The 23,387-nt window shown below is 70.0% G+C and carries 17 protein-coding genes and 1 pseudogene; 10 read left to right on the plus strand and 8 right to left on the minus strand.

Features of this window, described 5'->3' with window-relative positions:
- Positions 1–2 precede the first annotated feature (2 nt).
- Positions 3–842, minus strand: a complete 840-nt coding sequence (locus ACFJIT_RS18585) for a 20S proteasome subunit A/B (RefSeq protein ID WP_130525202.1) — start codon at positions 840–842, stop codon at positions 3–5.
- A 354-nt stretch (positions 843–1,196) separates the two neighbouring features.
- Between ACFJIT_RS18585 and ACFJIT_RS18590 the strand changes: the two genes are divergently transcribed.
- Positions 1,197–2,378, plus strand: a complete 1,182-nt coding sequence (locus tag ACFJIT_RS18590) for a class I SAM-dependent methyltransferase (RefSeq protein WP_130521690.1) — start codon at positions 1,197–1,199, stop codon at positions 2,376–2,378.
- Positions 2,375–2,770: a VanZ family protein gene (locus tag ACFJIT_RS18595; protein ID WP_379654550.1), complete on the plus strand. Its 396-nt coding sequence runs from the start codon at positions 2,375–2,377 to the stop codon at positions 2,768–2,770. The genes ACFJIT_RS18590 and ACFJIT_RS18595 overlap by 4 nt, the downstream gene beginning before the upstream one ends.
- A gap of 225 nt (positions 2,771–2,995) precedes the next feature.
- On the opposite strand, the gene ACFJIT_RS18600 is transcribed toward ACFJIT_RS18595, so the two are convergent.
- The 3 genes from ACFJIT_RS18600 to ACFJIT_RS18610 all read right to left on the minus strand — a co-directional run bounded on the left by ACFJIT_RS18600 (position 2,996) and on the right by ACFJIT_RS18610 (position 9,217).
- Positions 2,996–5,290, minus strand: a complete 2,295-nt coding sequence (locus tag ACFJIT_RS18600) for a beta-N-acetylhexosaminidase (protein ID WP_379654551.1) — start codon at positions 5,288–5,290, stop codon at positions 2,996–2,998.
- A gap of 119 nt (positions 5,291–5,409) precedes the next feature.
- Positions 5,410–8,067: a TonB-dependent receptor gene (locus ACFJIT_RS18605; protein ID WP_379654552.1), complete on the minus strand. Its 2,658-nt coding sequence runs from the start codon at positions 8,065–8,067 to the stop codon at positions 5,410–5,412.
- A 157-nt stretch (positions 8,068–8,224) separates the two neighbouring features.
- Positions 8,225–9,217 carry a glucokinase gene (locus ACFJIT_RS18610; RefSeq protein WP_379654553.1) on the minus strand — a complete coding sequence of 331 codons (993 nt, stop codon included), beginning with the start codon at positions 9,215–9,217 and terminating at the stop codon, positions 8,225–8,227.
- A gap of 345 nt (positions 9,218–9,562) precedes the next feature.
- Here ACFJIT_RS18610 and ACFJIT_RS18615 point away from each other — a divergent pair, with 345 nt between their 5' ends.
- From ACFJIT_RS18615 to ACFJIT_RS18640, 6 genes are all read left to right on the plus strand, one after another.
- Positions 9,563–10,318, plus strand: a complete 756-nt coding sequence (locus ACFJIT_RS18615) for a GntR family transcriptional regulator (RefSeq protein WP_130521695.1) — start codon at positions 9,563–9,565, stop codon at positions 10,316–10,318.
- A 91-nt stretch (positions 10,319–10,409) separates the two neighbouring features.
- The gene (locus ACFJIT_RS18620; protein ID WP_306995193.1) at positions 10,410–11,687 is read left to right on the plus strand and encodes a sugar MFS transporter; all 1,278 of its coding nucleotides are present in this window, start codon (positions 10,410–10,412) and stop codon (positions 11,685–11,687) included.
- Between the two features lie 41 nt (positions 11,688–11,728).
- On the plus strand, positions 11,729–12,787 hold the full coding sequence (locus tag ACFJIT_RS18625) for a LacI family DNA-binding transcriptional regulator (protein ID WP_130521697.1): 1,059 nt from the start codon (positions 11,729–11,731) through the stop codon (positions 12,785–12,787).
- 4 nt (positions 12,788–12,791) lie between these two features.
- Positions 12,792–13,835, plus strand: a complete 1,044-nt coding sequence (locus ACFJIT_RS18630; RefSeq protein WP_379654554.1) for an SIS domain-containing protein — start codon at positions 12,792–12,794, stop codon at positions 13,833–13,835.
- Positions 13,832–14,977 carry an N-acetylglucosamine-6-phosphate deacetylase gene (gene nagA, locus ACFJIT_RS18635; RefSeq protein ID WP_131659170.1) on the plus strand — a complete coding sequence of 382 codons (1,146 nt, stop codon included), beginning with the start codon at positions 13,832–13,834 and terminating at the stop codon, positions 14,975–14,977. The genes ACFJIT_RS18630 and nagA overlap by 4 nt, the downstream gene beginning before the upstream one ends.
- Positions 14,978–14,993: 16 nt before the next feature.
- Positions 14,994–16,073 carry an acyltransferase family protein gene (locus ACFJIT_RS18640; protein WP_379654555.1) on the plus strand — a complete coding sequence of 360 codons (1,080 nt, stop codon included), beginning with the start codon at positions 14,994–14,996 and terminating at the stop codon, positions 16,071–16,073.
- 366 nt (positions 16,074–16,439) lie between these two features.
- On the opposite strand, the gene ACFJIT_RS18645 is transcribed toward ACFJIT_RS18640, so the two are convergent.
- Positions 16,440–17,495: a YeiH family protein gene (locus ACFJIT_RS18645; protein ID WP_379654556.1), complete on the minus strand. Its 1,056-nt coding sequence runs from the start codon at positions 17,493–17,495 to the stop codon at positions 16,440–16,442.
- Between the two features lie 97 nt (positions 17,496–17,592).
- Here ACFJIT_RS18645 and ACFJIT_RS18650 point away from each other — a divergent pair, with 97 nt between their 5' ends.
- Positions 17,593–18,483, plus strand: a complete 891-nt coding sequence (locus tag ACFJIT_RS18650) for a LysR substrate-binding domain-containing protein (RefSeq protein WP_379654557.1) — start codon at positions 17,593–17,595, stop codon at positions 18,481–18,483.
- 65 nt (positions 18,484–18,548) lie between these two features.
- Positions 18,549–19,049, plus strand: a complete 501-nt coding sequence (locus ACFJIT_RS18655) for a hypothetical protein (protein WP_379654558.1) — start codon at positions 18,549–18,551, stop codon at positions 19,047–19,049.
- Between the two features lie 63 nt (positions 19,050–19,112).
- Here the strand turns inward: ACFJIT_RS18655 and ACFJIT_RS18660 are convergent, their stop codons facing one another.
- From ACFJIT_RS18660 to ACFJIT_RS18670, 3 genes and pseudogenes are all read right to left on the minus strand, one after another.
- Positions 19,113–20,342, minus strand: coding sequence for a multifunctional CCA addition/repair protein (locus ACFJIT_RS18660; RefSeq protein ID WP_379654559.1), 1,230 nt, complete (start codon positions 20,340–20,342; stop codon positions 19,113–19,115).
- Between the two features lie 97 nt (positions 20,343–20,439).
- Positions 20,440–22,402, minus strand: a pseudogene (locus ACFJIT_RS18665) (transglycosylase SLT domain-containing protein).
- 239 nt (positions 22,403–22,641) lie between these two features.
- Positions 22,642–23,382: an endonuclease/exonuclease/phosphatase family protein gene (locus ACFJIT_RS18670; RefSeq protein ID WP_130525215.1), complete on the minus strand. Its 741-nt coding sequence runs from the start codon at positions 23,380–23,382 to the stop codon at positions 22,642–22,644.
- Positions 23,383–23,387 lie beyond the last annotated feature (5 nt).

A 23,387-nucleotide genomic window follows, 5' to 3' on the forward strand; every position in this document is an offset into this window, starting at 1 on the left:
GCTTACTGCTGCCCGGCCTCGTCGCCCGGATCCAGGCGCGCCGCCATGCGCCGCGGCGGGGCGGTGACCGGCGCGGGGCCGCGTTCCTCGGCCTCGTCGCCTGCGCGCGGCGGCTCCCAGGGGAAGCGCGGCAGCGTGCGCACGGCGTTTTCCAGCTTGCGCGACCAGGTGTCGTGGATCTCGGCGTACAGCGGCGTGTCGGCTTCCAGGCGCAGCTGCTGGCTGATCCGCAGATCGCCGGCGCGGATGATCGCCATGTCCAGCGGCATGCCCACCGACAGATTGGAGCGGATGGTCGAATCCAGCGAGACCAGCGCGCAGCGCGCCGCGTCCTCCAGCGTGGTGCCGGGGCGCAGGATGCGGTCCAGGATCGGCTTGCCGTACTTGGACTCGCCGATCTGCAGGTAAGGCGTCTCGGGCGAGGTGGCGATGCAGTTGCCCAGCGGATAGACCATGTACAGGCCCGGGCGCTCGCCGGCGATCTGCCCGCCCAGCACCAGCGTGGACTGCACGCTGACGCCGCTCTGCTGGGCCTGGTCGGTCACCGCGGCCTGGCTGGCCACCAGCACCTCGCCCACGTACTCGGCCACCTCGAACAGATGCTTGAACGTGCGCAGGCTGCGCGTGCAGTCCGGATCCTCGGCGTCGCGCTTGAGCCGCGAGATGGTCAGCTGGGTCGTGGCCAGGTTGCCGGCCGAGAGCAGCACGAACACCCGGTCGCCCGGATACTCGAACACATGCATCTTGCGGTAGACGCGCACATCGTCGAACGATGCGCTGGTGCGGGTGTCCGCTGCGAAGACCAGGCCTTCGTCCACTTCGATGCCGACGCAATAGGTCATGGGGAAACCGGGGAAATAGGCTTCACGATCATAGGCAGCCCCGCCGGTGCTGGCTAGGGCCGCGCGGTGGTTGCACGAGGAACCAGTGCGTTTCATGTGCAGGTCGCGGTCTTCACGGGCATCTCCACGCCTGATGCGACGGGCGATCGCCTCGATCTGCGTCGACGCAGGCGCCCATCCGCCGTTGCGCTTCGCAGTCAGCAACGTCAAGACAGCACCGTGACGGATGCGCACCCCAGCAACGACCAGGTCGCAGGCGGACGAACTGCGGACAGCATCGGCCCGCGTGTGGGCGGGCCCTCAGGACCGGGCAGGTACCATGGCCGATCTCTCCCATCAGGCCCTCCCTTCCGCATGACCGACCTGCCGACGCCCGATGCCGACGCCCTGGCGCACAGTGAGCAGCTGGCCGCGCTGATCCGCGGCGAAATCGCCGCTTCCGGCGGTTCGATCCCGTTCTCGCGCTTCATGGAGCGCTGCCTGTACACGCCGGGGCTGGGCTATTACAGCGCCGGGGCGGCCAAGTTCGGCGAGGCCGGCGACTTCGTCACCGCGCCGGAGCTGGGGCCGCTGTTCGCCGCGGCCGTGTCCGGGGCGCTGGCGCCAGTGCTGCAGCAGCTGGGGCCGCAGGCCTGCTTCCTGGAGATCGGCGGCGGCAGCGGCGCGTTCGCCGAGGTCATGCTCAAGCGCCTGCTGCAGCTGGACGCGATGCCGGACAAGTACTGGATCCTGGAGCCCAGCGCCGACCTGCGCCAGCGCCAGCGCGAACGCCTGGGCAAGCGCCTGATCCCGCCGGTATTCGACTGCGTGGAATGGCTGGATGGTCCGCCGGGCGAGGACTGGAACGGGGTGGTGTTCGCCAACGAGGTGATCGATGCGCTGCCCACGCCGCGCTTCGTGCTGCGCGAGGGCGAGGTGTTCGAGGAGCATGTGGCGCTGGACGGGCAGGGCGCCTTCGTCACCACCGACCGGCCGGCCGATCCGCTGCTGGCCGCGGCGGTGCGCCACGTGGAGCGCTATCGCGATGTGCTGTTCGAGGACGGCTACCGCTCCGAGCTGCTGCCGCAGCTGCCGTACTGGGTGCAGGCGGTGATCGGCGGCCTGAAGTCCGGCGCGATGCTGTTCTGCGACTACGGCTATCCGCGCAAGGAGTACTACCTGGACCAGCGCAGCAGCGGCACGCTGCGGGCGTTCTACCGGCATCGCATGCATGGCGATGTCTTCCGCTGGCCGGGCTTGCAGGACCTGACCGCGTCGGTGGACTTCACCGCGCTGGCCGAGGCCGGCACCGGGGCCGGCTTCGAACTGGCCGGCTATGCCACGCAGGCCGGCTTCCTGCTCGGCAACGGCCTGATGGACCGCCTGGCCGAGGCCGAGGCGCAGGCCGACGAGGCCGGCGCGCTGCGCCTGCGCAATGCGTTCAAGAAGCTCACCCTGCCCAACGAGATGGGCGAGCGCTTCCAGTGCATGGGCTTCGCGCGCGACTGCAACTTCGACGCGGCCTTCCTCACCGGCGATCTGACGTGGCGCCTGTGAGCGCGCCGGCCCTGAAGCCGCTGCGCTGGCCGGCCTTCTGGGTCGGCCTGTGGGTGTTGGCGATGGCGGTGGTGGTGACCACCTGCCTGCTGCCGGGCGATGACATTCCCCAGGTCGCGCCGGGCGTGGACAAGCTGCAGCATGCAAGCGCGTTCTTCGTGCTGGCCGTATGCGCGGTGCAGCTGTTCGCCACGCGGCGCGCGCTGCTGCGCGCCGGGGCAGGCCTGGTGATGCTGGGGGTGCTGATCGAGTTCCTGCAGGGCTGGTTCACCGTCGATCGCACGCCAGATGCCTTCGATGCGCTGGCCGATGCGTTGGGCGTGGCGCTGGGCCTGCTGGTCGCCAGGACGCCGGCGCGCGATCTGCTGCTGCGCTTGTTCCCGCGCCGCTAACTAAAAAGCAAGGCTCCCACCTGTAGAGCGGAGCTTGCTCCGCTGCTCTTCGTTCGGTTCGCGGGGAAGGCCTCAGCGGAGCAAGCTCCGCTCTACAGGCAGGCTGGTGCGAGATTTTGGGCACAGTCGCTCCCGCCGAGCACCGTTGCCTCGGCGGTTCGGAAGCCCTACCGTGGCGAAGGGCTCGCCCGGAGCTCGCTCCGCCGCGGCGGCAGCGCCGCCGCCTTAAGGCGCGGCGGGCTGCAGCGTGATCCGATCCAGCACCCACATCTCCGGACGCGTGTCGCCGGTGAAGTACACGCACAGGTCGGCCTTGGCCGGCGCGTTGGTCAGCGGCGCCTCCAGGGTCAGGAAGCCGTCGGCCGCCGGCGCCTTGGGCAGCGGCAGGCTGGCCAGGGTCGGGCCGTCGCAGCCGTTGCGGATCACCAGCTCGCCATAGGGTGTCCTGGCCGGCTTGAACTTGCGCTTGGACTCATCGTGGGCCAGCTCGAAGAAGTACGGCATGCGCCCGGCGCGCACCGTCACCTTGCCGATGCCGCTCAGCGGCGCGCCCTTCCACAGCCAGCACGGGTTGAAGATGTCCACGTTGAAGACCGCGCGCGCGCCTTCGCGCGGGCCGTCGTCCTCCAGCCGCAGCATCAGCTGGTCGGTGCACATGGCCAACTGCTCGTCGCTGCGCGTGCGCAGGGCCTCGGTGGTCAGCCCCAGCACGGTCGGCGGCGCCAGCGGCTTGCCGTCGAAGAACACCGCCGCCTGCACGGTGGTCGGCACCGGCACGGTCAACGGCACGGTATAGGCCGGCGAGTCGGCCGCCGGCACGCTGCCGTCCAGGGTGTAGCGGATGTCGGGATAGCCCAGCGGGTCGGACAGGGCCACCGTGGCCTGGGTGCCGGCGTCGTTGGCCTGGGTGTCGAACAGCACCTGGAACGGCGTGCGCGCGTAGCCGATGTGCAGCGCGCGGTAATGCGCCAGCAGGTTGGGCAGGCGCGCCTTGAAGTCTTCGAAGTTGCGGCTGGCCTGCGGCGACCAGGCGACCTCGGCCAGCGCCGCCAGGCGCGGGAACACCGCGTGTTCGACGCGCGCGAAGTTGTGCATGTGCTCGGTCCAGACATTGGCCTGCACGCCGATGATGTGCTGGCGCTGGCTGGCGTCCAGCTCGGCCGGCACCGGGTCGAAGGCGTACAGCTTCTGCAGCGGGATCTGCAGCGGCCGGCCCGGCGGCTCGGCCGGCGAGGCGGTCTGCAGGTAGTCCAGGTACAGGTGCGAGGCCGGGGTCATGACCACGTCGTGGCCCTTGCGCGCCGCTTCGATGCCGCCCTCGGTGCCGCGCCAGGACATCACCGCCGCGCCCTCGGGCAGCGGGCCGCCCAGCAGGATCTCGTCCCAGCCGATGATGCGCTTGCCGTGCTGGGCCAGCCAGGTGCCCAGGCGATCGATCATCCAGCCCTGCAGGGCCTCCTCGTCCTTCAGGCCTAGCTGCTTGATGCGCGCCTGCATGTGCTTGGAGGCCTTCCAGCGATCCTTGACCGCCTCGTCGCCGCCGATGTGGAAGAAGGTGCCCGGGAACAGCGGCAGCATCTCGCCCAGCACGTTCTCCAGGAAGGTCAGCGTGGCCTCGTCGGCATTGAACAGGTTGGGATACACGCCCGCGCCGTTGGCGACCTGCAGCTGCGGCCGGTCGACGCCCAGCTCCGGATACGCGGCGATGGCGGCGGTGGCGTGGCCGGGGATGTCGATCTCCGGCACCACGGTGATGTGGCGCTTGGCGGCGTAGCGCACCACCGCGCGGATCTGCTCCTTGGTGTAGAAGGCGCATTCCTGGATCGGCTGACCGTCCTCGCCCACGCCCGCCTCGCCCAGCGGGATGCGGCAGCCGCCGACCTGGGTCAGCAGCGGGTACTGGTCGATCTGGATGCGCCAGCCCTGGTCGTCGGCCAGGTGCCAGTGGAAGGTGTTGAGCTTGTGCACCGCCATCGCATCGAGCAGGCGTTCGACCTCTTCCACGCTCTGGAAATGGCGCACCGAATCGAGCATCAGCCCGCGCCACTTCAGCCGCGGCGCATCGGTGATGTCCACCGCGGCCAGGCCGGTGGCGCCCTTGCCGGCCGGCAGCAGCTGCCACAGGCTGACGCCGCCGTAGAACAGGCCGGCGCCGTCGGCGGCGCGGATGCTGATGCGCTCGGGCGTGACCTGCAGGCGGTAGCCCTCGGCCGGGCCGGCGGCCGGATCGAGCACGAACTGGATCGGGGCCTGCGCCGCCTCGCCTTCCTCGGCCAGTTCCAGCGCCGGGCCGCCGCTGTTGTGCAGCAGGTCGATGAACTGCTCGGCCGCCTGGCGCGCGGGCTCGCCCTGCGCCCCGACCCGCATGCCGGCGGCCAGGGCGAAGCGGCCCTGGCCGGCCACGGCCGACTGCGGGGCGGGAATCAGCGGCAGCGGCGCGGCCAGCGCGGCGGGCGCGGCCAGGGCCAGCAGCAGGGCGGCGGCGCGCAGGACAGGACCAAGACGGCGGGGCAGGGACATCTTCTGAACACCTCGTGCGTGACATGGGACCGCGCCGGGGCGCGATCCGCCGAAAAGTGAACGGGCCCGGACATGTCCGGGCCCGTTCAAGGGTCAAGCATGCAACAACTTGGCGCCGATCAGAACTTGGCGCGCAGGTTGAGGTAGTACTGGCGCCCGTTGGAGTACACCGCGTAGGGAAGGAAGCCCACCGTGCTGTCGGTGTAGTACTTGGCCTTGGGGTTGTTGAGGTTCAGGCCGTCCAGGCTGAGCGAGAGGTGGTCGTTGAACTTCCAGCCCAGCGAGGCCGACAGCGTGCCGAAGTCGTCCTGGTAGAACGGCGTGGCGCGGCTGGCGCCGGCGTAGAAGCTGTCGCGGTAGCTCCAGGACACGCGCGCGCTGAAGAGGTCGTTCTCGAAATAGCCGGCCACGTTGTAGGTGTTCTTCGAGGTGCCGAACATCGGCGTGCCGGTGTCGGTGTCGCCATCGGTGTAGGTGTAGTTGATGCTGGTCCCGAAGTGCTCGCCGATCGGCTGCTGGTAGGTCAGCTCCACGCCCTTGACCTTGGCGTCGGTGTTGACCGGCACGGTGACCTGGTAGTTGGCGTAGACGTCGGTGCCCTGGTCGAAGCTGGCCTGCTGGTCCTTGTACTGGATGGTCTGCGAGCCGCCCACGTCGATGTAGTCCTTCATCTTCATGTAGAAGGCGCTGGCGGCCAGCAGGCCGCGCGGCATGAAGTACCACTCCAGGGAGAGGTCGAAGTTGGTCGACACCAGCGGCTTGAGGTAGGGGTTGCCGCCGCTGCCGGTGTGGGTCAGGTCATCCAGCGACAGCGAGCCGGCCAGCGCCGAGTAATCCGGGCGGGTCAGGGTCTTGGACGCGGCCACGCGGCCGACCAGGTCGTCGCTGAAGTCGAACTTGAAGTTCGCGCTGGGCAGCAGCTTGCTGTAGCTGTTCTTGGCCTCGATCGGCAGGTAGGCGCCGAAGGCCGAGCCGGTGATCGCGCCCGGGATGGTGGCGGCCACGCCCTGGTTGTAGCGCACCGTGCTGGAGGTGCTGACGTAGCGCACGCCGATGTTGCCGCTCCAGCGCTCACCCTCGAAGTTGCCCTGCAGGTAGACCGCGCCGTTGTTTTCCTTCACGCCGTAGACGTTCTGCCAGTTGAAGCGCGTCACCGGGTCGCGGTTGGCGTAGGCGGCGTCGATCGCGGCCAGCTGGCCGGGCGTGTAGTACCAGATGCCGCTCGGCAGGTTGCCTCCGATGCCGTCGCCGAAGTCGCTCGGGTAGGAACCGCCGGTGGTCGGCAGCGCCGACAGCGGCGGCATGCCGTTGAGCGGGCCCTGGCCGATATCGAAGTCGTTGTGGCGCTCGTGCTCGGTGTAGCGCACGCCGAAGTCCAGCGAGCTGAACACGCCTTCGGTGTTGGTCCAGCTGCTGTCGGCGGCGAACCAGTTCTCCTTGTCCTTCACCTCGATGCCCTGGTCGCCGAAGATCCAGCCGGCCGACGGCACCTGGGTGGTCGGCGTGTTGCCGGTGCCCAGCGAGGCGTCGATGACGCTGCCGATGCCGTGCATCTGCCAGCCGACGGTGCCGCCAGTGGGCGAGATGCCGGTCTCCAGCACGTTCTGATGCGGGCTCTTGCCCACGCCGTGGCTGCTGCCGGCCTCGAACTTCACCGCCACGCTGTCGTTGACGTGCCAGTCGGCGTTGAGCGCGACGTAGTTGGTCGAGGACTCGGCACCCGGGCGCGAGATCATGTCGTACACGCCGTACGGGGTGGTGCCGTTGGGGGTGTAGCTGGCGCTGGTCAGCACGCCTTTGTTGACGGTGTAGCTGTCCGGCGTCTGGGCGCCGACGAACTGGCTGCCCCAGATCATGAAGTTGCGGTTGTAGTTGTCCGCCTTCATCTTCGAGTAGAAGCCGTTGAGGTCGAAGGTCAGGTCGTCGGAGGCCTTGAACTGCAGGTCGACCGTGCCGCCCTGGCGCTCGCGCTCCTGGGTGAACAGCGTGGCGCCGATCAGGTTGGGATACAGCACGCTCTGGCCGCCGACCGTGGCGGTGCCGTAGCCGCCGACCACTTCCTGGCCGTCGCGGCGCAGGCTGCGCTTCTCGTAGAACGGCTGGACCAGGATGCCGAAGGTGTCGGCGTCGTTCTTCCAGTTGAGCAGGCCGCTGAACTGCGGCTTGGTGTCGCCCGGCAGGTCGGAGTAGACCGCGCCGAAGGAGCCTTCCAGGGTCAGCGGCTTGTCGAAGTTCAGCGGCTTGCGGGTGATGATGTCGACCGAACCGGCCGCGCCGCCCTCGACCAGCTTGGCCTCGGAGGACTTGTGCACCACGACCTGGTCGACGATCTCGGAGGGCAGCAGGGAGTAGCTGACGCTGCGGCCGACGGTCTGCACCTGCGAGAGCACGAACCAGTCGCCGGTGGCGATGCCGTGGCCGTTGAGGGTGGTCTGGGTCAGGCTGGGGCTGGTGCCGCGCAGGGACACGCGGTCGGCTTCGTCGAAGGCGCCTTCGCTGGCCGAGGACGAGGCGATGTTCACGCCCGGCAGTTCGCGCAGGGTATCGGCCACGTTCTTGGCGGGCAGCTTGCCGATGTCTTCGGCGCTGACGGCTTCCACGTGCGAGCTGGCGTCGCGCTTGGTGTTGAGCGATTGCTCCAGGCTGCCGCGGATGCCGACGACCTTGACGGTGTCCAGGTCGGTGGCGGTCTGGCTGCTGTCGGTCTGCTGGGCCTGAGCGGCGAAGCTCAGACTGGTCAGGATGGCCACGCTGAGGAGGGATTTCTTGCAGGTCATGATGCTTCCCCGGTCTAGAAGTTGGGTTGTGGCAGTGGGCTGCCAGGCCTTACATCGGTGCGGTGCGAAAAACGAGCAGTGTTCAAGGACGACAAGGTGATGCGGATGCCGAATGTCCCGTCCAGCGCGATCGCCAAAGGGCGGCGTGCGAAGGACGTCAGTGCGGTTGTTGTGTCTGGCCGAGGTACCAGTTGGCGGCGCCCAGGACGCCCAGCTGCCCGTGCTCGACCAGTCGCACGGGAATGCGCTCCAGCGCCGCTCGCATCGGCCCCTTGTTGAGGAAGCGTTCGACGAAGCTGCTCTGCAGCAGGAACTCGCGGATGCGCGGCAGGATGCCGCCGGCCAGGTAGACCCCGCCGGTGATGCCGTACAGCAGGGCCATGTCGCCCACCGTGCTGCCCAGCAGGCCGCAGAACACCTCCAGCGCCTCGCGCGCCAGCGGGTCGTGGCCGGCCGCGGCGGTGACCGCGTTGGGCGCGAAATGCTCGGGCGCCACGCCGCGCACCTCGCACAGCGTGCGGTAGAGGTTGAGCAGGCCGGGGCCGGACAGGGCGTGCTCGACCGGCACGTGCGGCTGCTTCTTCAGCATCTGCGCCAGCAGGCGCATCTCCAGCTCGGTGCCCACGCTCAGCGCGGCCTGGCCGGCTTCGGTGGCCAGCACGGTGGCGCTGCGTCCGGTCGGGATCCATACCGCGCCGCCCAGGCCGGTGCCGGGGCCGAGCACCAGCGTCGGCCCGCGCTCGGACACGGTGGCCGGGCCAGTCAGGCGCAGCACTTCCTGGTCGCCGACCAGCGCGGCGGCATAGGCCACGGCCTCGAAGTCGTTGACCAGGCGCAGATCGTCCAGGCCCAGCGTGCCCTGGATCTCGCGCGGGGACAGGCGCCAGGGCAAGTTGGCGGTGATCACCGTGCCGTCTTCCAGCGGGAAGCCGGCGCTGGCGATCACGCCCCGGCGCACGCGCGGGCCGTCCAGGCCATCGAGGAAGTTGCCGATGATCTCGGCCAGCCCGCCGTAATCGGCGCAGGCGTACTTGCGGTAGCTGAGGATCTCGACCGGCTGCAGGTCGTGTCCGGTCGGCCGGACCAGGCCCAGGCGCACATGCGTGCCGCCCACGTCGGCCGCGATGAAGGGCGATGCGCCGTTCAACACACGATGGCTCAGCGGTGCGAGATCTGCTTCCACGAACTGCCCCCATGGCGTCACGGCGATTTCACAGACCACCGTGGCTTGCGGTGAGTCTCCCTTGGCGATGACAACGATGTCAACAGGGGGCGAGCAAGTTTTTCAAATCAGTGGTATTGCTGCGCCGCGGCGTGATTTCGGGGCGATTCGATGCCACGCGCGCTGCGCAGAAGCCCTGAAATGACGGGCTCTCTTCTCCGTTTCGGCGCGCGCCCGTGCCGGAGAAGCGAGCGTCGGGCTTGCGGACTTCCGAAAAATTGGTTTTAAATTGGACCCAATGAATTTCAATCCACCGCCGCAGGTCGCAGGTTGATGGCGCGCGCCAAGCCCGTGGTCGACCCGCGGCTGCGCGCGATCGCGCTGGACGCCAAGGCGCCCACCCCGCTGTACCTGCAGCTCACCGCCCAGCTGATCGATGCGATCCGGGGCGAGCAGTGGAAGCCGGGCGAAGCGCTCCCCGCCGAGCGGGTGCTGTGCGAGCGGTTGAAGGTGTCTCGCGTCACGCTGCGTCAGGCCATGGATGCGCTGGTCGAGCAGGGCCTGGTCGTGCGCCGGCAGGGCGCCGGCACCTTCGTCACCTCGCAGATCACCCATCCGCTCAGCGGCCTGACCAGCTTCAGCGAGACCCTGCGGATGAAGGGCTACCAGCCGGGCAGCCGCTGGCTGGAGCGGCGCGTGCGCCCGGCGCTGGGCGAGGAGATCCTGCGCCTGGGGCTCTCGCCGGACGCGCAGGTCGCCTCGCTCACGCGACTGCGCAGCGCCGACGAGCGGGTCATGGCCTACGAGCACACGATCGTGCCGGAGCGGCTGTTGCCCGAGCCGCTGTCCATGGGCGATTCGCTCTATGCCCACCTGGATGCGCAGGGCACGCCGGTCGTGCGCGCGCTGCAGTATTTCCGCGCGGTCAACCTGAGCGCGGCGATGGCTGAGCACCTGGGCATGGCGCAGGGCGATGCCATCCTGCACGTGGTGCGGGTCGGCTATGGCCGCGACGGGAGCGCCATCGAGTTGAGCCACACCTACTGCCACAACGATTTCTACGATTTCGTCGCCGAACTGCGACGTTGAACCCGTCCGCCGCGCCCGGGCGTGTCCGGGGCGCGGCGGGTGTCATCCACCCAGCACGCTCTCACCATCGAACCTTCGGAGTTGCGCGTCCATGTCGTCCGACCAGAGCAAACGCTTCGCCACCTCGCTGGCCATCACCGGCCTGCTGTTCTTCATCATGGGGTTCTTCACCTGGATCAATGGCCCGCTGATCACCTTCGTCAAGCTGGCCTTCGACCTGGATGAGGTCAAGGCGTTCCTGGTGGTGTTCGTCTTCTACATCTCCTATTTCCTGTTGGCGTTGCCGGCGGCGGCGGTGCTCAAGCTCACCGGCATGAAGAAGGGCCTGGCGCTGAGCCTTGGGCTGATGGCGGTGGGCGCGGCGATGTTCGGCCAGTTCTCCACCCATCGCTGGTACGCCGGCGCGCTGTCGGGGCTGTTCGTGATCGGCGGCGGCCTGGCCATGCTGCAGACGGCGGTCAATCCCTACATCTCCATCCTAGGGCCGATCGAGACCGCCGCGCGCCGCATCGCGCTGATGGGCATCTGCAACAAGGTGGCCGGCATCCTGGCGCCGATCGTGATCGGCTCGCTGGTGCTGCACGGCGTGGGCGACATCGCCACCCAGGTGGCCGCCGCCGACCCTGCCACCAAGGAGCAGCTGCTCGACGCGTTCGCCGCCAAGATCCACGGCCCGTACCTGGCCATGGCCGGCGTGCTGGTGGTGGTAGCGCTGGGCATCTTGTTCTCGCCGCTGCCCGAGCTGCGCGGCAGCGAGGCCAACGCCGAGGTGGCCGCCAGGAGCGGTGTGGCGCGCGGCAGCATCTTCCAGTTCCCGCACCTGCTGCTGGGCGTGCTGTGCCTGTTCTGCTATGTCGGCGTGGAAGTGCTGGCCGGCGATGCCATCGGCACCTACGGCAACGGCTTCGGCCTGCCGCTCGACGAGACCAAGTTCTTCACCTCCTTCACCCTGGGCGCGATGCTGCTGGGCTATCTGGCCGGGCTGGTGGCGATCCCGCGCCTGCTCTCGCAGCAGGCCTACCTGGCGATGTCGGCGGTGCTGGGCGTGGTGTTCGCGCTGGGCGCGCTGCTGACCCACGGCTATGTGTCGGTGGGCTTCGTGGCCGCGCTGGGCTTCGCCAACGCGATGATGTGGCCGGCGATCTTCCCGCTGGCGATCAAGGGCCTGGGCCGCTTCACCGAGACCGGCTCGGCGCTGCTGGTGATGGGCATCGCCGGCGGCGCGGTGCTCTCGCAGGGCTTCGCCATCCTCAAGCAGCACGCCGATTTCCAGGTGGTGTTCGCGTGCCTGGCCGTGCCCTGCTATCTGTACATCCTGTTCTTCGCCGTGCGCGGCTACCGCGTCGGTCACGGCGCCGGATCGCGCTGAGCCCGCCGCCCCTTCTTCCGGACTGACGCAGGAACCAGCACATGCGCCGACCCACCATCAAGGACGTCGCCGAGCGGGCCAAGGTCTCGCTCAAGACGGTCTCGCGCGTGATCAACAACGAGCCTTCGGTCATGCAGGCCACGCGCCAGCGCGTGCTGCGCGCCATCGCCGAACTGGACTACGAGCCCGATCCGTCCGCGCGCAACCTGCGCAGCGGCACGCCGTTCGTGATCGGCCTGGTCTACGACAACCCCAACCCGTACCACATCATCGGCGTGCAGAACGGCGTGCTGGCGGCGTGCCGCGAGACCGGCTTCGGCCTGCAGATCCAGCCCTGCGATTCGACCTCGCCGCTGCTGGCCGAGGAGCTGGCCGAGTTCGTGCAGCGCTCGCGCCTGGCCGGGCTGGTGCTGACCGCGCCGATGTCCGAGCGGCCCGAGCTGATCGCCACGCTCACCGCGCGCGGCGTGCAGCTGGTGCGCATCATCGCCGCCACCGAGGACCCGGGCGAGGGCCCGCCGTGCGTCTACGTGGACGACCGCGACGCGGCCTACGAGATCACCGAGCATCTGATCCAGCTGGGCCACCAGCGCATCGGCTTCCTGATGGGCGGGCCGGCGCATCGCTCGTCCACCGAACGCTACGCCGGCTACGAGCAGGCGCTGAAGGACTACGGCATCACCCTGGACAAGCATCTGGTGGTGCCGGGCGACTACACCTTCGACGACGGCTTCCGCGGTGCGCGCCGCCTGCTGGCGCTGCGCGAGCCGCCCACGGCGATCTTCGGTTCCAACGACGAGATCGCCGCCGGCGTGCTGGCCGCGGCCAAGTCGGCCGGCATGAACGTGCCCTACGACCTGTCCATCGCCGGCTTCGAGGACAGCCCGTTCTCCAAGCAGTCCTGGCCGGCGCTGACCACGGCCAAGCAGGCCACCGAGGACATCGCCAAGCACGCCGCGCGCCTGCTGATCGCGCGCCTGCGCCAGGACGCCTACGACGATTCCCCCATCGCCATGCACAACCAGGGCTTCACGCCGCAGCTGGTCGTGCGCGGTTCCACCGCTCCCATGCGCCCTTCGCGCGCCGAGTCCAAGACCTGATCCCATGACGTCCGACGTTTCGCTGCCGGCCCCGGCCGACACCTTGATGTACAACGAAGCCGCCTCCACCGCGCAGGTGGTCGCCGCCCAGTTCGCCCGCAATCACGCCACGGTGGTGGCGCTGGCGCAGTCGCTGAGGCAGAACCCCCCGCCGTTCGTGGCCACCTGCGCGCGCGGCAGTTCCGACCATGCCGCGACCTTCGGCAAGTACCTGTTCGAGACCCAGCTCGGCGTAGTGACGGCCTCGGCCTCGCCATCGATCGGTTCGGTCTACGGCGCGCCGCTGCAGCTGGCCGGCGCGCTGTTCATCGTCATCTCCCAGTCCGGCAAGAGCCCGGACCTGCTGCGCAACGCCGAGGCGGCCAAGGCCGCCGGCGCGCGCGTGGTGGCGCTGGTCAACGTGGAGGACTCGCCGCTGGCGCAGCTGGCCGAGGTGGTGATCCCGCTGTGCGCCGGCCCGGAGAAGTCGGTCGCGGCGACCAAGAGCTATCTGGCCTCGCTGGCCGCGCTGCTGCAGCTGGCCACGCACTGGTCGCAGGACGCAGCGCTGCTGGCCGCGCTCGACGCGCTGCCCGGCGCGCTGCGCCAGGCCTGGGACGCGGACTGGTCCAGCGTCACCGAGGGCCTGGTCGATGCGCACAACCTGTTCGTGCTCGGCCGCGGCCTGGGTCTGGCCGCGGCGCAGGAGGCGGCGCTGAAGTTCAAGGAGACCTGCGGCCTGCATGCCGAAGCCTACAGCTCGGCCGAGGTCAAGCATGGGCCGATGGCGCTGGTGGGCCCTGGCTTCCCGGTGCTGTGCTTCGCCCAGCCCGACGGCACCGAGGCAGGCATGCTGACGCTGGCCGGGGAGTTCCGCGCACGCGGCGCGCAGGTGTGGGTGGCCGCCACGCACGATGGCGACCTGCCGCTGGTGGATGTGCCTCATCCGGCGTGCGCGCCGCTGCTGACCATCCAGAGCTTCTACAAGGCGATCAACGCCCTGGCCCTGGCGCGCGGCCACAACCCGGACGTGCCGCCGCATCTGAACAAGGTCACCGAAACCGTATGAGCATCTTTGCCCTGGTCAACGCGCGGGTGTTCGCCGCGCAGGGCCTGATCGAGGACGGCGCCGTGGTGGTGCGCGACGGCCGCATCGCCGCGATCACCGACCGCGCCGGCGCCAAGGCCTTCACCGAGGATCTGCGCGATCTTGGTGGCGCCTGGCTGGCGCCGGGCTTCATCGACATCCAGGTCAACGGCGGCGGCGGCGTGCTGTTCAACAACACGCCCACGGCCGAAGGCATCGACCGCATCGGCCGCGCGCATCGCAGGTACGGCACCACCGCCTTCCTGCCGACCCTGATCAGCGACCGCGCCGAGGTCATGGACACGGCCATCGCCGCCACGCGCCAGGCCATCGCCGACGGCGTGGACGGCGTGCTGGGCATCCACCTGGAAGGGCCGTACCTGGCGCCGGCGCGCAAGGGCACCCACGACGCGCAGCAGTTCCGCGTGCCTGGCGACGAGGAGATCGCCATGGTCACCGCGCTGGACAACGGCCTGACCCTGATGACCGTGGCGCCGGAGGCCATCGGCCCCGAACGCATCGCCGCGCTCGTCGCGCGCGGGGCGATCGTGGTGGCCGGGCACACCGCGGCCAGCTACGAACAGGTGCGCGCCGGGCTGGACGCCGGCCTGCGCGGCTTCACCCATCTCTACAACGCGATGAGCCCGCTGCAGGGCCGCGAGCCCGGCGCGGTCGGCGCGGCGCTGGAAGATCCGCACAGCTGGTGCGGGATGATCGTCGATGGCGTGCATGTGCACCCGGCCTCGCTGCGCGTGGCCCTGGCGGCCAAGCCGCGCGGCAAGCTGGTGCTGGTCACCGACGCCATGCCGATGGTCGGCGACGAGCGCCCCAGCTTCGACCTGTATGGCGAGACCATCACCGCCGTCGACGGCGTGGTGCGCAACGCCGCCGGCTCGCTGGCCGGTTCCGCGCTGGACATGGCCAGCGCGGTGCGCAACGCCGTGCACCTGCTCGGCCTGCCGCTGGAGGAGGCGCTGCGCATGGCGACGCTGTACCCGGCGCAGTTCCTGCGGCTGGAACACGAGCGCGGCGCGATCGCCGAGGGCCTGCGCGCCGACCTGGTCGCGCTGGACGAGGACCTGCGCGTGGTCGAGACCTGGATTGGCGGGAAGCCCTCGCTCTGAGCGACACTGCAGCGCCATGAACGCCCCCGCCACCCGCCGTTTCGCCTCGGTCGACGCCCTGCGCGGACTGACGGTGGCCTTGATGCTGCTGGTCAACGACCCGGGCGACTGGGCGCATGTGTATGCGCCGCTGCTGCACTCGGAGTGGAGCGGCTGCACGCCGACCGATCTGGTGTTCCCGTTCTTCCTGTTCATCGTCGGCGTGTCGATCGCGCTGGGGATCGTGCCGCGCATCGAGGCCGGCGCCGATCCCGCGCCGATCCGCCGCAGCATCGCCGTGCGCGCGCTGCGCATCATCGGCATTGGCCTGGCGATCAACCTGGTGGCGTGGTGGCTGCTGGACAAGCCGCACTTCCGCCCGTGGGGCGTGCTGCAGCGGATCGGGATCTGCTTCTTCGTGGTTGGCTGGCTGGCCACCCTGCCCAGGTCGCGCGCCTGGCTGGGCCTGCTGGCCGCGGGGCTGCTGCTGGGCTACTGGGCGCTGCTGGCCTTCGGCGGCGGCTATGCGCCGTGGACCAATCTGGCCAGCCGCGTGGATACCGCGCTGCTGGGGCCGCTGGTGTACGAGCTCGATCCGGCCACCGGCCGCGGCCACGACCCCGAAGGCTTGCTGTCCACGCTGCCGTCCATCGTCACCACCCTACTGGGCCTGCACGCCGGCGGCTGGCTGCGCCGTGCCCGCGCCCATCGCCTGCTGCCCGGCGCCCTGGCCGGGCTGATGGTCGGCTGGCTGTGGTCTGCCGTGCTGCCCTGGAACAAGAACCTGTGGACGCCCTCGTTCGTGCTGTGGACGGCAGGTTGGGCGATGGCCGTGCTGTGGCTGTTCCATCAACTCATCGATCGCCACGGCTGGCCCGCGCTGGGCCGGTCGCTGGGCATCAACGCGATCACGGTCTACGCAGGCTCGGCGCTGATGTTCCTGCTGCTGTATGCGGTGGGGGTGTGGGAGGCGATCTACCGGATCGGATTCGCGGGCTGGATGACGCCGAAGTTCGGGCCGTATGCGCCATCGCTGGCGTTCGGCCTGGTGTTCACCGGGCTGTGGTGGGGCATTGCGAAGGCGATGGAGCGGAAGGGGATCGTGATCAAGGTGTAGCGGCGACGCAGTGGTCTTTGCCTCTGCCTTTGCACTTGCTTTACCTGTCTGAGCCGTAAAGCACGCCGAGCACCGCAGCAAAGCAGGGCCGAAGAGGCGCCCTGTTTGAGCGAAGCGAGTTTGGGCGCCGTCCCTAAAAGGGGATAAATGCCCTGCTTTGCGAGGAGCGCAGGGGACCGATGCGCAGCATCGGCGTGCGTCCCGGCGAGAAGCGGTTTTGCTTCCTTTTGACAAGACAAAAGGAAGTCGCGCCGCAGGCGCGAAAGCTTTGCACTTGGCGCGCTGCAAGCGCGTTGCTCCCACACTTGCCCGCGTCTGCTCAAAAGCGGGAACAGCCGAAGCCAACCGCGGCTGCGCAAGCCACTGCTATGCCAACAGCAACATCACCCCACGATTGAGCGCATAGCCGCCTACCAGCAACAGCCCCCACAACAGCGCGGCCAGCAGCAGCGGCCTGGCCCCGGCCTGCCGGATCGCCCCCCACTGCGTGCGCAGCCCCAGCGCCGCCATCGCCATGGCCAGCAGCAGCGTGTCCAGGCCGTTGGCCACCGCGACCACGGACGGCGGCAGCAGCTGCAGCGAATTGAAGCCGGCCACCGCCACGAAGCCCAATGCGAACCAGGGAATGGTCAGCGGTATCGCCCCGGCATCGGCGCGTGCCTGGCCGCGGCGCAGCCACGCGCCTAGGGCCAGCAGGAATGGCGCCAGCAGCATGACCCGCAGCATCTTCTCGATCACCGCCGCGTTCGCCGCCGCCTCGCCGACGGCGCGGCCGGCTACCACGACCTGGGCGACCTCATGGATGGTCGAGCCCGCGTAGAGCCCGTAGGCATGCGCATCCAGTGGCAGATACGGCGCCAGCTGCGGATACACGAACATGCTCAGCGTGCCGAACACCACCACCGTGGCCACCGCGACCGACACCTTGTGCGCCGGCGCCTTGAGCACCGGCTCGGTGGCCAGCACCGCGGCCGCGCCGCAGATCGCGCTGCCGGCGCCGATCAGCATGGCGCTCTGGCGATCCAGCTTGAGCACGCGCGTGCCCAACCACGTCGCAGCGCCGAACACGCCGGCCACCACAGCCACATCGATCGCCAGCCCGGCCAGGCCCACGCCCATCAGATCCTGGAAGGTCACGCGCAGGCCGTAGAGCACGATCCCGGCGCGCAGCAGCGTGCCCTTGGCCAGGTCCACGCCGGCCCCGGCCTGCGCGGCCACGGCCGGGAACACGCTGTTGCCCAGCACGATGCCGAGCACGATCGCCAGCGTCAGCGCGCCCAGCCCGGCGTGCTGCATCCACGGCAGCTGCGCCAGACCGATGCCCGCCAGCGCGATGCCCAGCGCCAGCAGCAGGCCGGGCCAGGGGCCGGGCCGCGTGCCGAGCGTGAGCGAATGCGGATGCGGGAACGTGGAACCGGACATGACGCGTCAATGGCCTTGAAGGATGCGCCATGCTCGGCTCAAGGCTAGGATGCGTCCAATACATCATTCTCCAATTTCCATGAATTCAACTCATGGCTTGAACTTGCACCTGCTGCGGGTCTTCGCCGCGGTGGTGGAACACGACGGCTTCTCGCGCGCGGCCGAGGCGCTGTTCGTCAGCCAGTCGGCCGTGTCCAAGGCGCTGCGCGAGCTGGAGCATCAGCTCGACCTGCCGTTGATCGACCGCTCCGGCGGCCGCGGCGTGCGCCTGACCGAGAGCGGCCAGGCGCTGTATCGCCACGCGCGCGGCATCTTCGCGCTGGAACGCGCGGCGCTGGAGGAAGTGCGCGAGCGCGTGGGGCTGCGGCGCGGCGGCCTGCGCATCGGCGCCAGCACCACGGTGGCGGCGTACTGGCTGGCCGAGGCGTTCGCGCGCCATGCCGCGCGCCATCCGCAGCTGGATAGCGCGCTGGTGGTCGGCAACACCGGCGAGGTCGCCGAAGCGCTGATCGATTGCCGTATCGACGCGGGCTTCGTCGAAGGTCCGCCGCACGACGAACGCATCCTGGCCACGCGCTGGCGCGACGAGCCGCTGCAGGCGGTGGTCGCCGCCACCTCGACGCTGGGCGCGCAGCGCCGGGCCAGCGCCCGACAGCTGGCCGCGCAGCGCTGGCTGGTGCGCGAGGCCGGCTCGGGCACGCGCGAGGTCGCCCAGTCGCTGCTGGCCGCGCGCGGCATCGTGCCGGCGCGCACGCTGGAGATCGGCGGCAACGAGGCCATCGCCCGCGCGGTGGCCGCCGGCGACGGCGTGGCGATCCTGCCGGCCGCGGTGGTCGCCGATCTCATCGCGGTCGGGCGCCTGCGCGCACTGGCGCTGCCGCCCGGTCCGGCGCTGCAGCGTCCGCTCTATCGCCTGGAGCTGGCCAACCGTCCACGCTCGCCAGCGCTGGCGGCGTTCCTGGCGGCCATGGAGCGGCGGGAAGCTTGAGCGGCGCGGCCGTCTCGGCCAAGCTTGGAAGGCATGGACGCCATGGGCGAAGAAGGACTTAAGCGATGCCGATCAACACAGGGCGATTCCTCCTGCTCGCCGCAGGCCTCGCCGTGCTGCTGTCCGCCTGCGGCGGCGCCCCCGAGCAGTTCCTGACGCTGAAGCTGGAGGGCAAGCCGTTGCGCTTCGACAAGCATCTGGGCGCCAACGACCCGCCGTCCGAGCCGACGGTGCACTTCGTGACCGTCGGCGGACACCTGGAAGACGATCCGTCCTCGCCCGGCTTCATGTTCCAGCTCGTGGCGCCGGAGGTGAAGCCCGGGACCTATCGCAGCGGCGTCGATCAGCTCTATGCGTCGTACTACGTCCAGACGCCCAACGGGACCACGACCTACACCGGCGATGCCATGGACGGCGCCAGCTTCGTGATGACCGTGACGGCCATGGATGCCGATGGCGTGCAAGGCACCTTCTCCGGTCGGCTGAGGCTGACCGGAGGCGGCGAACAGGGACCGTTCCTACAGGTCGAGAACGGCCGCTTCTCGGCCCGCTACAACGGGCATTGAGCCTGCCGTCCGCGCTCGTCGGGTCGCGGCGAGTGTGGGACGGCGCTTAGTCGCGCGCCGGGCTCAGCCGGCCGTCGAACGCGCGGCGCCGATCGCCGCGATGCGCACCTTGCGCACGGCCTCGCCGATCTGCAGGCCTTTGAGGCCCTCGGTGGCCACATCGCGCGCGCTCACCGCGCAGGCCGCCGCATGCAGGCGCTTGAGCGTTTCGCCCTGCGGATAGGCGTCCTCGGCGCTGCCGGCCCGTCCGCGCTTGTCGCATTCGCAGACCAGGGCCAGTTGAGCGATGCGCGCAGGCTTGCGGAAGCCGTCGCAGCGCGCCAGCAGATCGTGCACGGTGGCATCGCGCAGCTCGTCGATGCGGTGCACGTTGAGATGCTCGCGGCAGGCCATCACCGCCAGCTCGCGGTGTTCGGTCGGCACCTTCAGCCGCGCCGACAGCGCCAGCAGCGGCTTGATGCCGGCCTGCTCGTGACCGATGTGGCGCGGCAGCACGTCCGCCGACGTCAGCGCCTTGCCCAGGTCGTGGGTGAGCGCGGCGTAGCCGATCACCTCATCGCCCGGCGCCAGTCGCGCGGCCATGTCGCTGACCAGTTCCTGGTGCACGCCGGTATCGACTTCGGGATGGAACTCGGCGCGCTGCGGCACGCCGTACAGCGCGTCCACTTCCGGCAGCACATGCGCCAGCGCGCCGGCCTCGTGCAAGGTGCGCAGGAAGGCGCTGGGGCGCGGCGAGGCCAGCGCCTTGCGCAGCTCCTGCCAGACGCGCTCGGGCACCAGCGCGTCCAGTTCGCCGCTGTCGGCGACCTGCCGCATCAGCGCCAGGGTCTCGGGCGCGACGCGGAAGCCCAGCGGCGCCAGGCGCGCCATGAAGCGCGCCGCGCGCAGCACGCGCAGAGGATCCTCGACGAAGGCCGGGCCGACGTGGCGCAGCACGCGCGCCTCGATATCGTCCACGCCGTGATACGGATCGACCAGGGCGCCGTTGGCATCGCGCGCGATCGCGTTGAGGGTGAAGTCGCGCCGGCCCAGGTCTTCCTCCAGCGTCACGCCCGGGTCGGCGTCGACCACGAAGCCGCGATAGCCGCGTCCGGACTTGCGCTCGGTCCGCGCCAGCGCGTACTCCTCCTGCGTGTCCGGATGCAGGAACACCGGGAAATCGCGCCCCACCGCGCGGAAACCCTGCGCCTCCATCTGCGCCTGCGTGGCGCCGACCACGACCCAGTCGCGATCGCCCGGTGGCAGACCAAGCAGGGCATCGCGGACCGCGCCGCCGACGAGATAGGTCTTCATGAACCCAGGAGTGCGTGCAGAGGAGTGAGAAGTGAGTGGAGCGGGCAGGGGCTTCAGGCGAACCAGGATGCCAGCATGCCTTGTCTTCGCTCACTTCTCACTCCTCTTCACTCGCTCCTGTTTGCGCGCCGCACGCGAAGCGCTTGCGCTTGCCATCCAGCCGGCCCTGCATGCGTTCGTCCAGCGACAGCGCGTCGCCGCCCAGGCGCCAGTCGTAGATCACGCTGAAGGCCAGCACGCGGGCCACGTACTCGCGGGTCTCCTTGTAGCTGATCGTTTCGATCCAGATGTCAGGGTCGAAGCCGGGCCGCTGCGATTGCCAGCGCGCGGTCGGTGTCGGGCCCGCGTTGTAGGCGGCGATGGTGACGTAGGGCGTGCCGTACTTGCCCAGCAGCTCGCGCAGGTAAGCCGCGCCGATGGCGATATTAGTGTCGGCGTCGTACAGGCTCTGCGCGCCGCCGTAGGCGATGCCGTTGCGCCGCGCCACCTCGGCGGCGGTGCCCGGCACCACCTGCATCAGGCCCAGGGCGTTGGCCGGCGAGCGGGCGTTGGGATTGAACACGCTCTCGGCGCGGATCTCGGCGGCCACCCAGGCCGGATCGACCGCATTGCGCTGGGACTGGGTGCGGATGGTGGCGTCGTGGTGCAGCGGGAAGCGCAGGCGGTAGAGCTGCATCTCCTCCGGCTTCTTGCCCAGGGCGAACACCGCGCGGTCGAACCAGCCGTTGCGCTGCGCCACTTCCACCGCGATGCGCCGCTGATCGTCGTTGAAGCGGCTCAGCGCGTCGTTCCATTCGGCGGTGGCCCAGGCGGCGCGGTCCAGCTTCCACAGCTCCATCGCGCGCACGAGCGCGGGGTCGAGCGCCACGGCCGCCTGCGCCTGCGCGCTGTCGCGCGGCTCGCGCGGGCACAGCGCATAGGGCTGGTCGAGCACGTCGGCGGCCAGGAAGCCGTGGAAGGTGCTGGTGCGGGCGGCCTGCGCGTAAAGCGCCCTGGCCGCGCCGGGCTGGCCGGTCTTGTCGAGCATGCGCGCTTCGAACCACTGCCAGCGCGCATCGCCGCGCTGCCCGGCCGGCATGGCGCGGATGGCCTGCAGCGCCGCGGGCCAGTCGCCGCGGGCCATGGCCTCGCGCGCCTGCCATTCGTGCAGGCGCTCGTCGTAGGCGGCGGCGGGCACGGCGGCCAGGCGGCGCGCCGAGTCGGGCAGGTAGGAGGCCACCGTCCACAGCGCGATCTGGTAGAGCACCTGGCCGCGCTGGGTCTCGCTCAGTCCCAGGGCCTGCACGTACTGCGGCAGCAGGCCTTCGGCCGCGTCGGGGTCCTTGCGCGCGAGCAGTTCCAGGCCGTCGGTGGCCATGGCGCGGGCGCGGTCGGACGGTTCCCAGGCGCAGGCCCTGGGGGCCCGGCGCATCGAGAAAGCTCGCATACGCCAGCACCTGGCTGCGCGCGCCGGCGCTCATGCCGTTGGCCGCCGCGCGCATCACGCCCGTCTGGCCCGCGGCCGCCGCCGCGTCGATGCGCTCCCAGCGCAGCGCATCGCTGAGCTGGCCCTGCGTGGCCAGCGCGGAGAACACCGGGTCGCAGCCGTCGGGCAGGGACTTGCTGGCCCCGCGCCACAGCGCCTGGGCCTCGCTCACCCAGGCCGCATCGGTGCGGCCCTGTACCCACAGCGCCTGCAGCCGCGCGCAGCGCAGGCCGGGGTTGTCGGTGGGCTGCCAGTTGGCCAGCAGCGTGGGCCAGTCCTTGCGTCGCGCCAGCGACGGCAGCCAGGCGCTGCGCAGGGCGTTGGCCACGGGCTGGCCGCTGTAGCGGCGCAGGAAGTCCTGCGCGCGCGCGGGGTCGAGCGTGTCGATGTCGCGCTTAAGCTGGGCGAACTCGATCCAGCCGCGCACCGGGCTGCTGGCCAAGGCCGGGTTGGTCAGCGCATCGCTGGGCTGGCCGCGGTCGGCGGCCTCCAGCGCGGCGCGGACCAGCGGGCGCTGTGCATCCAGGTCCTGCGCGGCGGCGGGCGCGCAGAGGCACAGCGAGGTAACGGCCAACAGCAGGAGCGATCGCATCATGCGCGTGATGATAATCAGGCGTGCATGAATCGGATTTCCGCGGTGGGTGTGGGTTTGGAAGGAGCGCCAACGGCGCCTCCCCACCTGTAGAGCGGAGCTTGCTCCGCTGCGGCCTTCCCCACACACCGAACGAAGCGCGGCCGAGCTTGCTCCGATGGGGCTTTCCCTATGATCTGGCCGAAGAGCAGCGGAGCAAGCTCCGCTCTACAGGCGGGCCGCCCGGGGGATATTCAGAAGCCCTACTGCCGCAGCGCCTGCGCGGGGACGTCAATGTCCAGCGCCAGCGCCAGGTGATCCGAGAAGGCCGCCGGCACGGCCCGCGCATTGGCATGGGCCAGCTGGTCGGTGACCAGGATGTGGTCGATCGCGCGCGCCGGCTTCCAGCTGGGGAAGGTCGGCACGCAGAAGCTCGGCGGACGCAGATGCGTGCGCTCGTACAGCAGATCCATTTCCGGAACCGTCGGCACGCAGTTGAAGTCGCCCATCAGCACTGCATGCGGATGCGGGGCCAGCAGCTCGGCGATATAGCCCAGCTGCTGGCGGCGCGAGCCGTTGCCCAGCGACAGATGCGCCACCGCCACCACCAGGCCTTCCTCGCCGCTGCCGAAATGCGCCAGCAGCACGCCGCGCCCGGCGATGCGCCCGGGCAGCGGATGCATGGCCACCTTGACCGGCTCGAGCCGGCTCAGCAGTCCGTTGGCGCTGCCGGCCACGCGCGCCACGTTGCGGTTGGGCTGGTGGCTCCAGTACTGGAAGCCGGCGCGCTGGGCCAGGTAGTGGGTCTGGTTGGTGAATCCGGAGCGCAGGCTGCCGGGGTCGGCCTCCTGCAGCCCGACGATGTCATGGCCTCCGGCCAGGTCGGCGATGGCGTCCAGGCTGCTGCGCTTGGCGCCCACCGGCAGCGCGTGCGACCAGCTGCGGGTGAAGTAGTCGCTGTAGCGGCGGGTGCTGGAGCCGGCCTGGATGTTGGCGCTCAACATCCGCA

Source organism: Pseudoxanthomonas sp. UC19_8 (assembly GCF_042700505.1).
GTDB classification, from domain to species: domain Bacteria; phylum Pseudomonadota; class Gammaproteobacteria; order Xanthomonadales; family Xanthomonadaceae; genus Pseudoxanthomonas_A; species Pseudoxanthomonas_A winnipegensis.

Coding starts and splice junctions, on each gene's coding strand:
- ACFJIT_RS18670 (WP_130525215.1), bottom strand. CDS start 23,382: ATGTTGAGCGCCAACATCCAGGCCGGCTCCAGCACCCGCCGCTACAGC.
- nagA (WP_131659170.1), top strand. CDS start 13,832: ATGAGCATCTTTGCCCTGGTCAACGCGCGGGTGTTCGCCGCGCAGGGC.
- ACFJIT_RS18645 (WP_379654556.1), bottom strand. CDS start 17,495: ATGTCCGGTTCCACGTTCCCGCATCCGCATTCGCTCACGCTCGGCACG.
- ACFJIT_RS18640 (WP_379654555.1), top strand. CDS start 14,994: ATGAACGCCCCCGCCACCCGCCGTTTCGCCTCGGTCGACGCCCTGCGC.
- ACFJIT_RS18605 (WP_379654552.1), bottom strand. CDS start 8,067: ATGACCTGCAAGAAATCCCTCCTCAGCGTGGCCATCCTGACCAGTCTG.
- ACFJIT_RS18600 (WP_379654551.1), bottom strand. CDS start 5,290: ATGTCCCTGCCCCGCCGTCTTGGTCCTGTCCTGCGCGCCGCCGCCCTG.
- ACFJIT_RS18620 (WP_306995193.1), top strand. CDS start 10,410: ATGTCGTCCGACCAGAGCAAACGCTTCGCCACCTCGCTGGCCATCACC.
- ACFJIT_RS18625 (WP_130521697.1), top strand. CDS start 11,729: ATGCGCCGACCCACCATCAAGGACGTCGCCGAGCGGGCCAAGGTCTCG.
- ACFJIT_RS18590 (WP_130521690.1), top strand. CDS start 1,197: ATGACCGACCTGCCGACGCCCGATGCCGACGCCCTGGCGCACAGTGAG.
- ACFJIT_RS18630 (WP_379654554.1), top strand. CDS start 12,792: ATGACGTCCGACGTTTCGCTGCCGGCCCCGGCCGACACCTTGATGTAC.
- ACFJIT_RS18655 (WP_379654558.1), top strand. CDS start 18,549: ATGCCGATCAACACAGGGCGATTCCTCCTGCTCGCCGCAGGCCTCGCC.
- ACFJIT_RS18615 (WP_130521695.1), top strand. CDS start 9,563: ATGGCGCGCGCCAAGCCCGTGGTCGACCCGCGGCTGCGCGCGATCGCG.
- ACFJIT_RS18585 (WP_130525202.1), bottom strand. CDS start 842: ATGACCTATTGCGTCGGCATCGAAGTGGACGAAGGCCTGGTCTTCGCA.
- ACFJIT_RS18660 (WP_379654559.1), bottom strand. CDS start 20,342: ATGAAGACCTATCTCGTCGGCGGCGCGGTCCGCGATGCCCTGCTTGGT.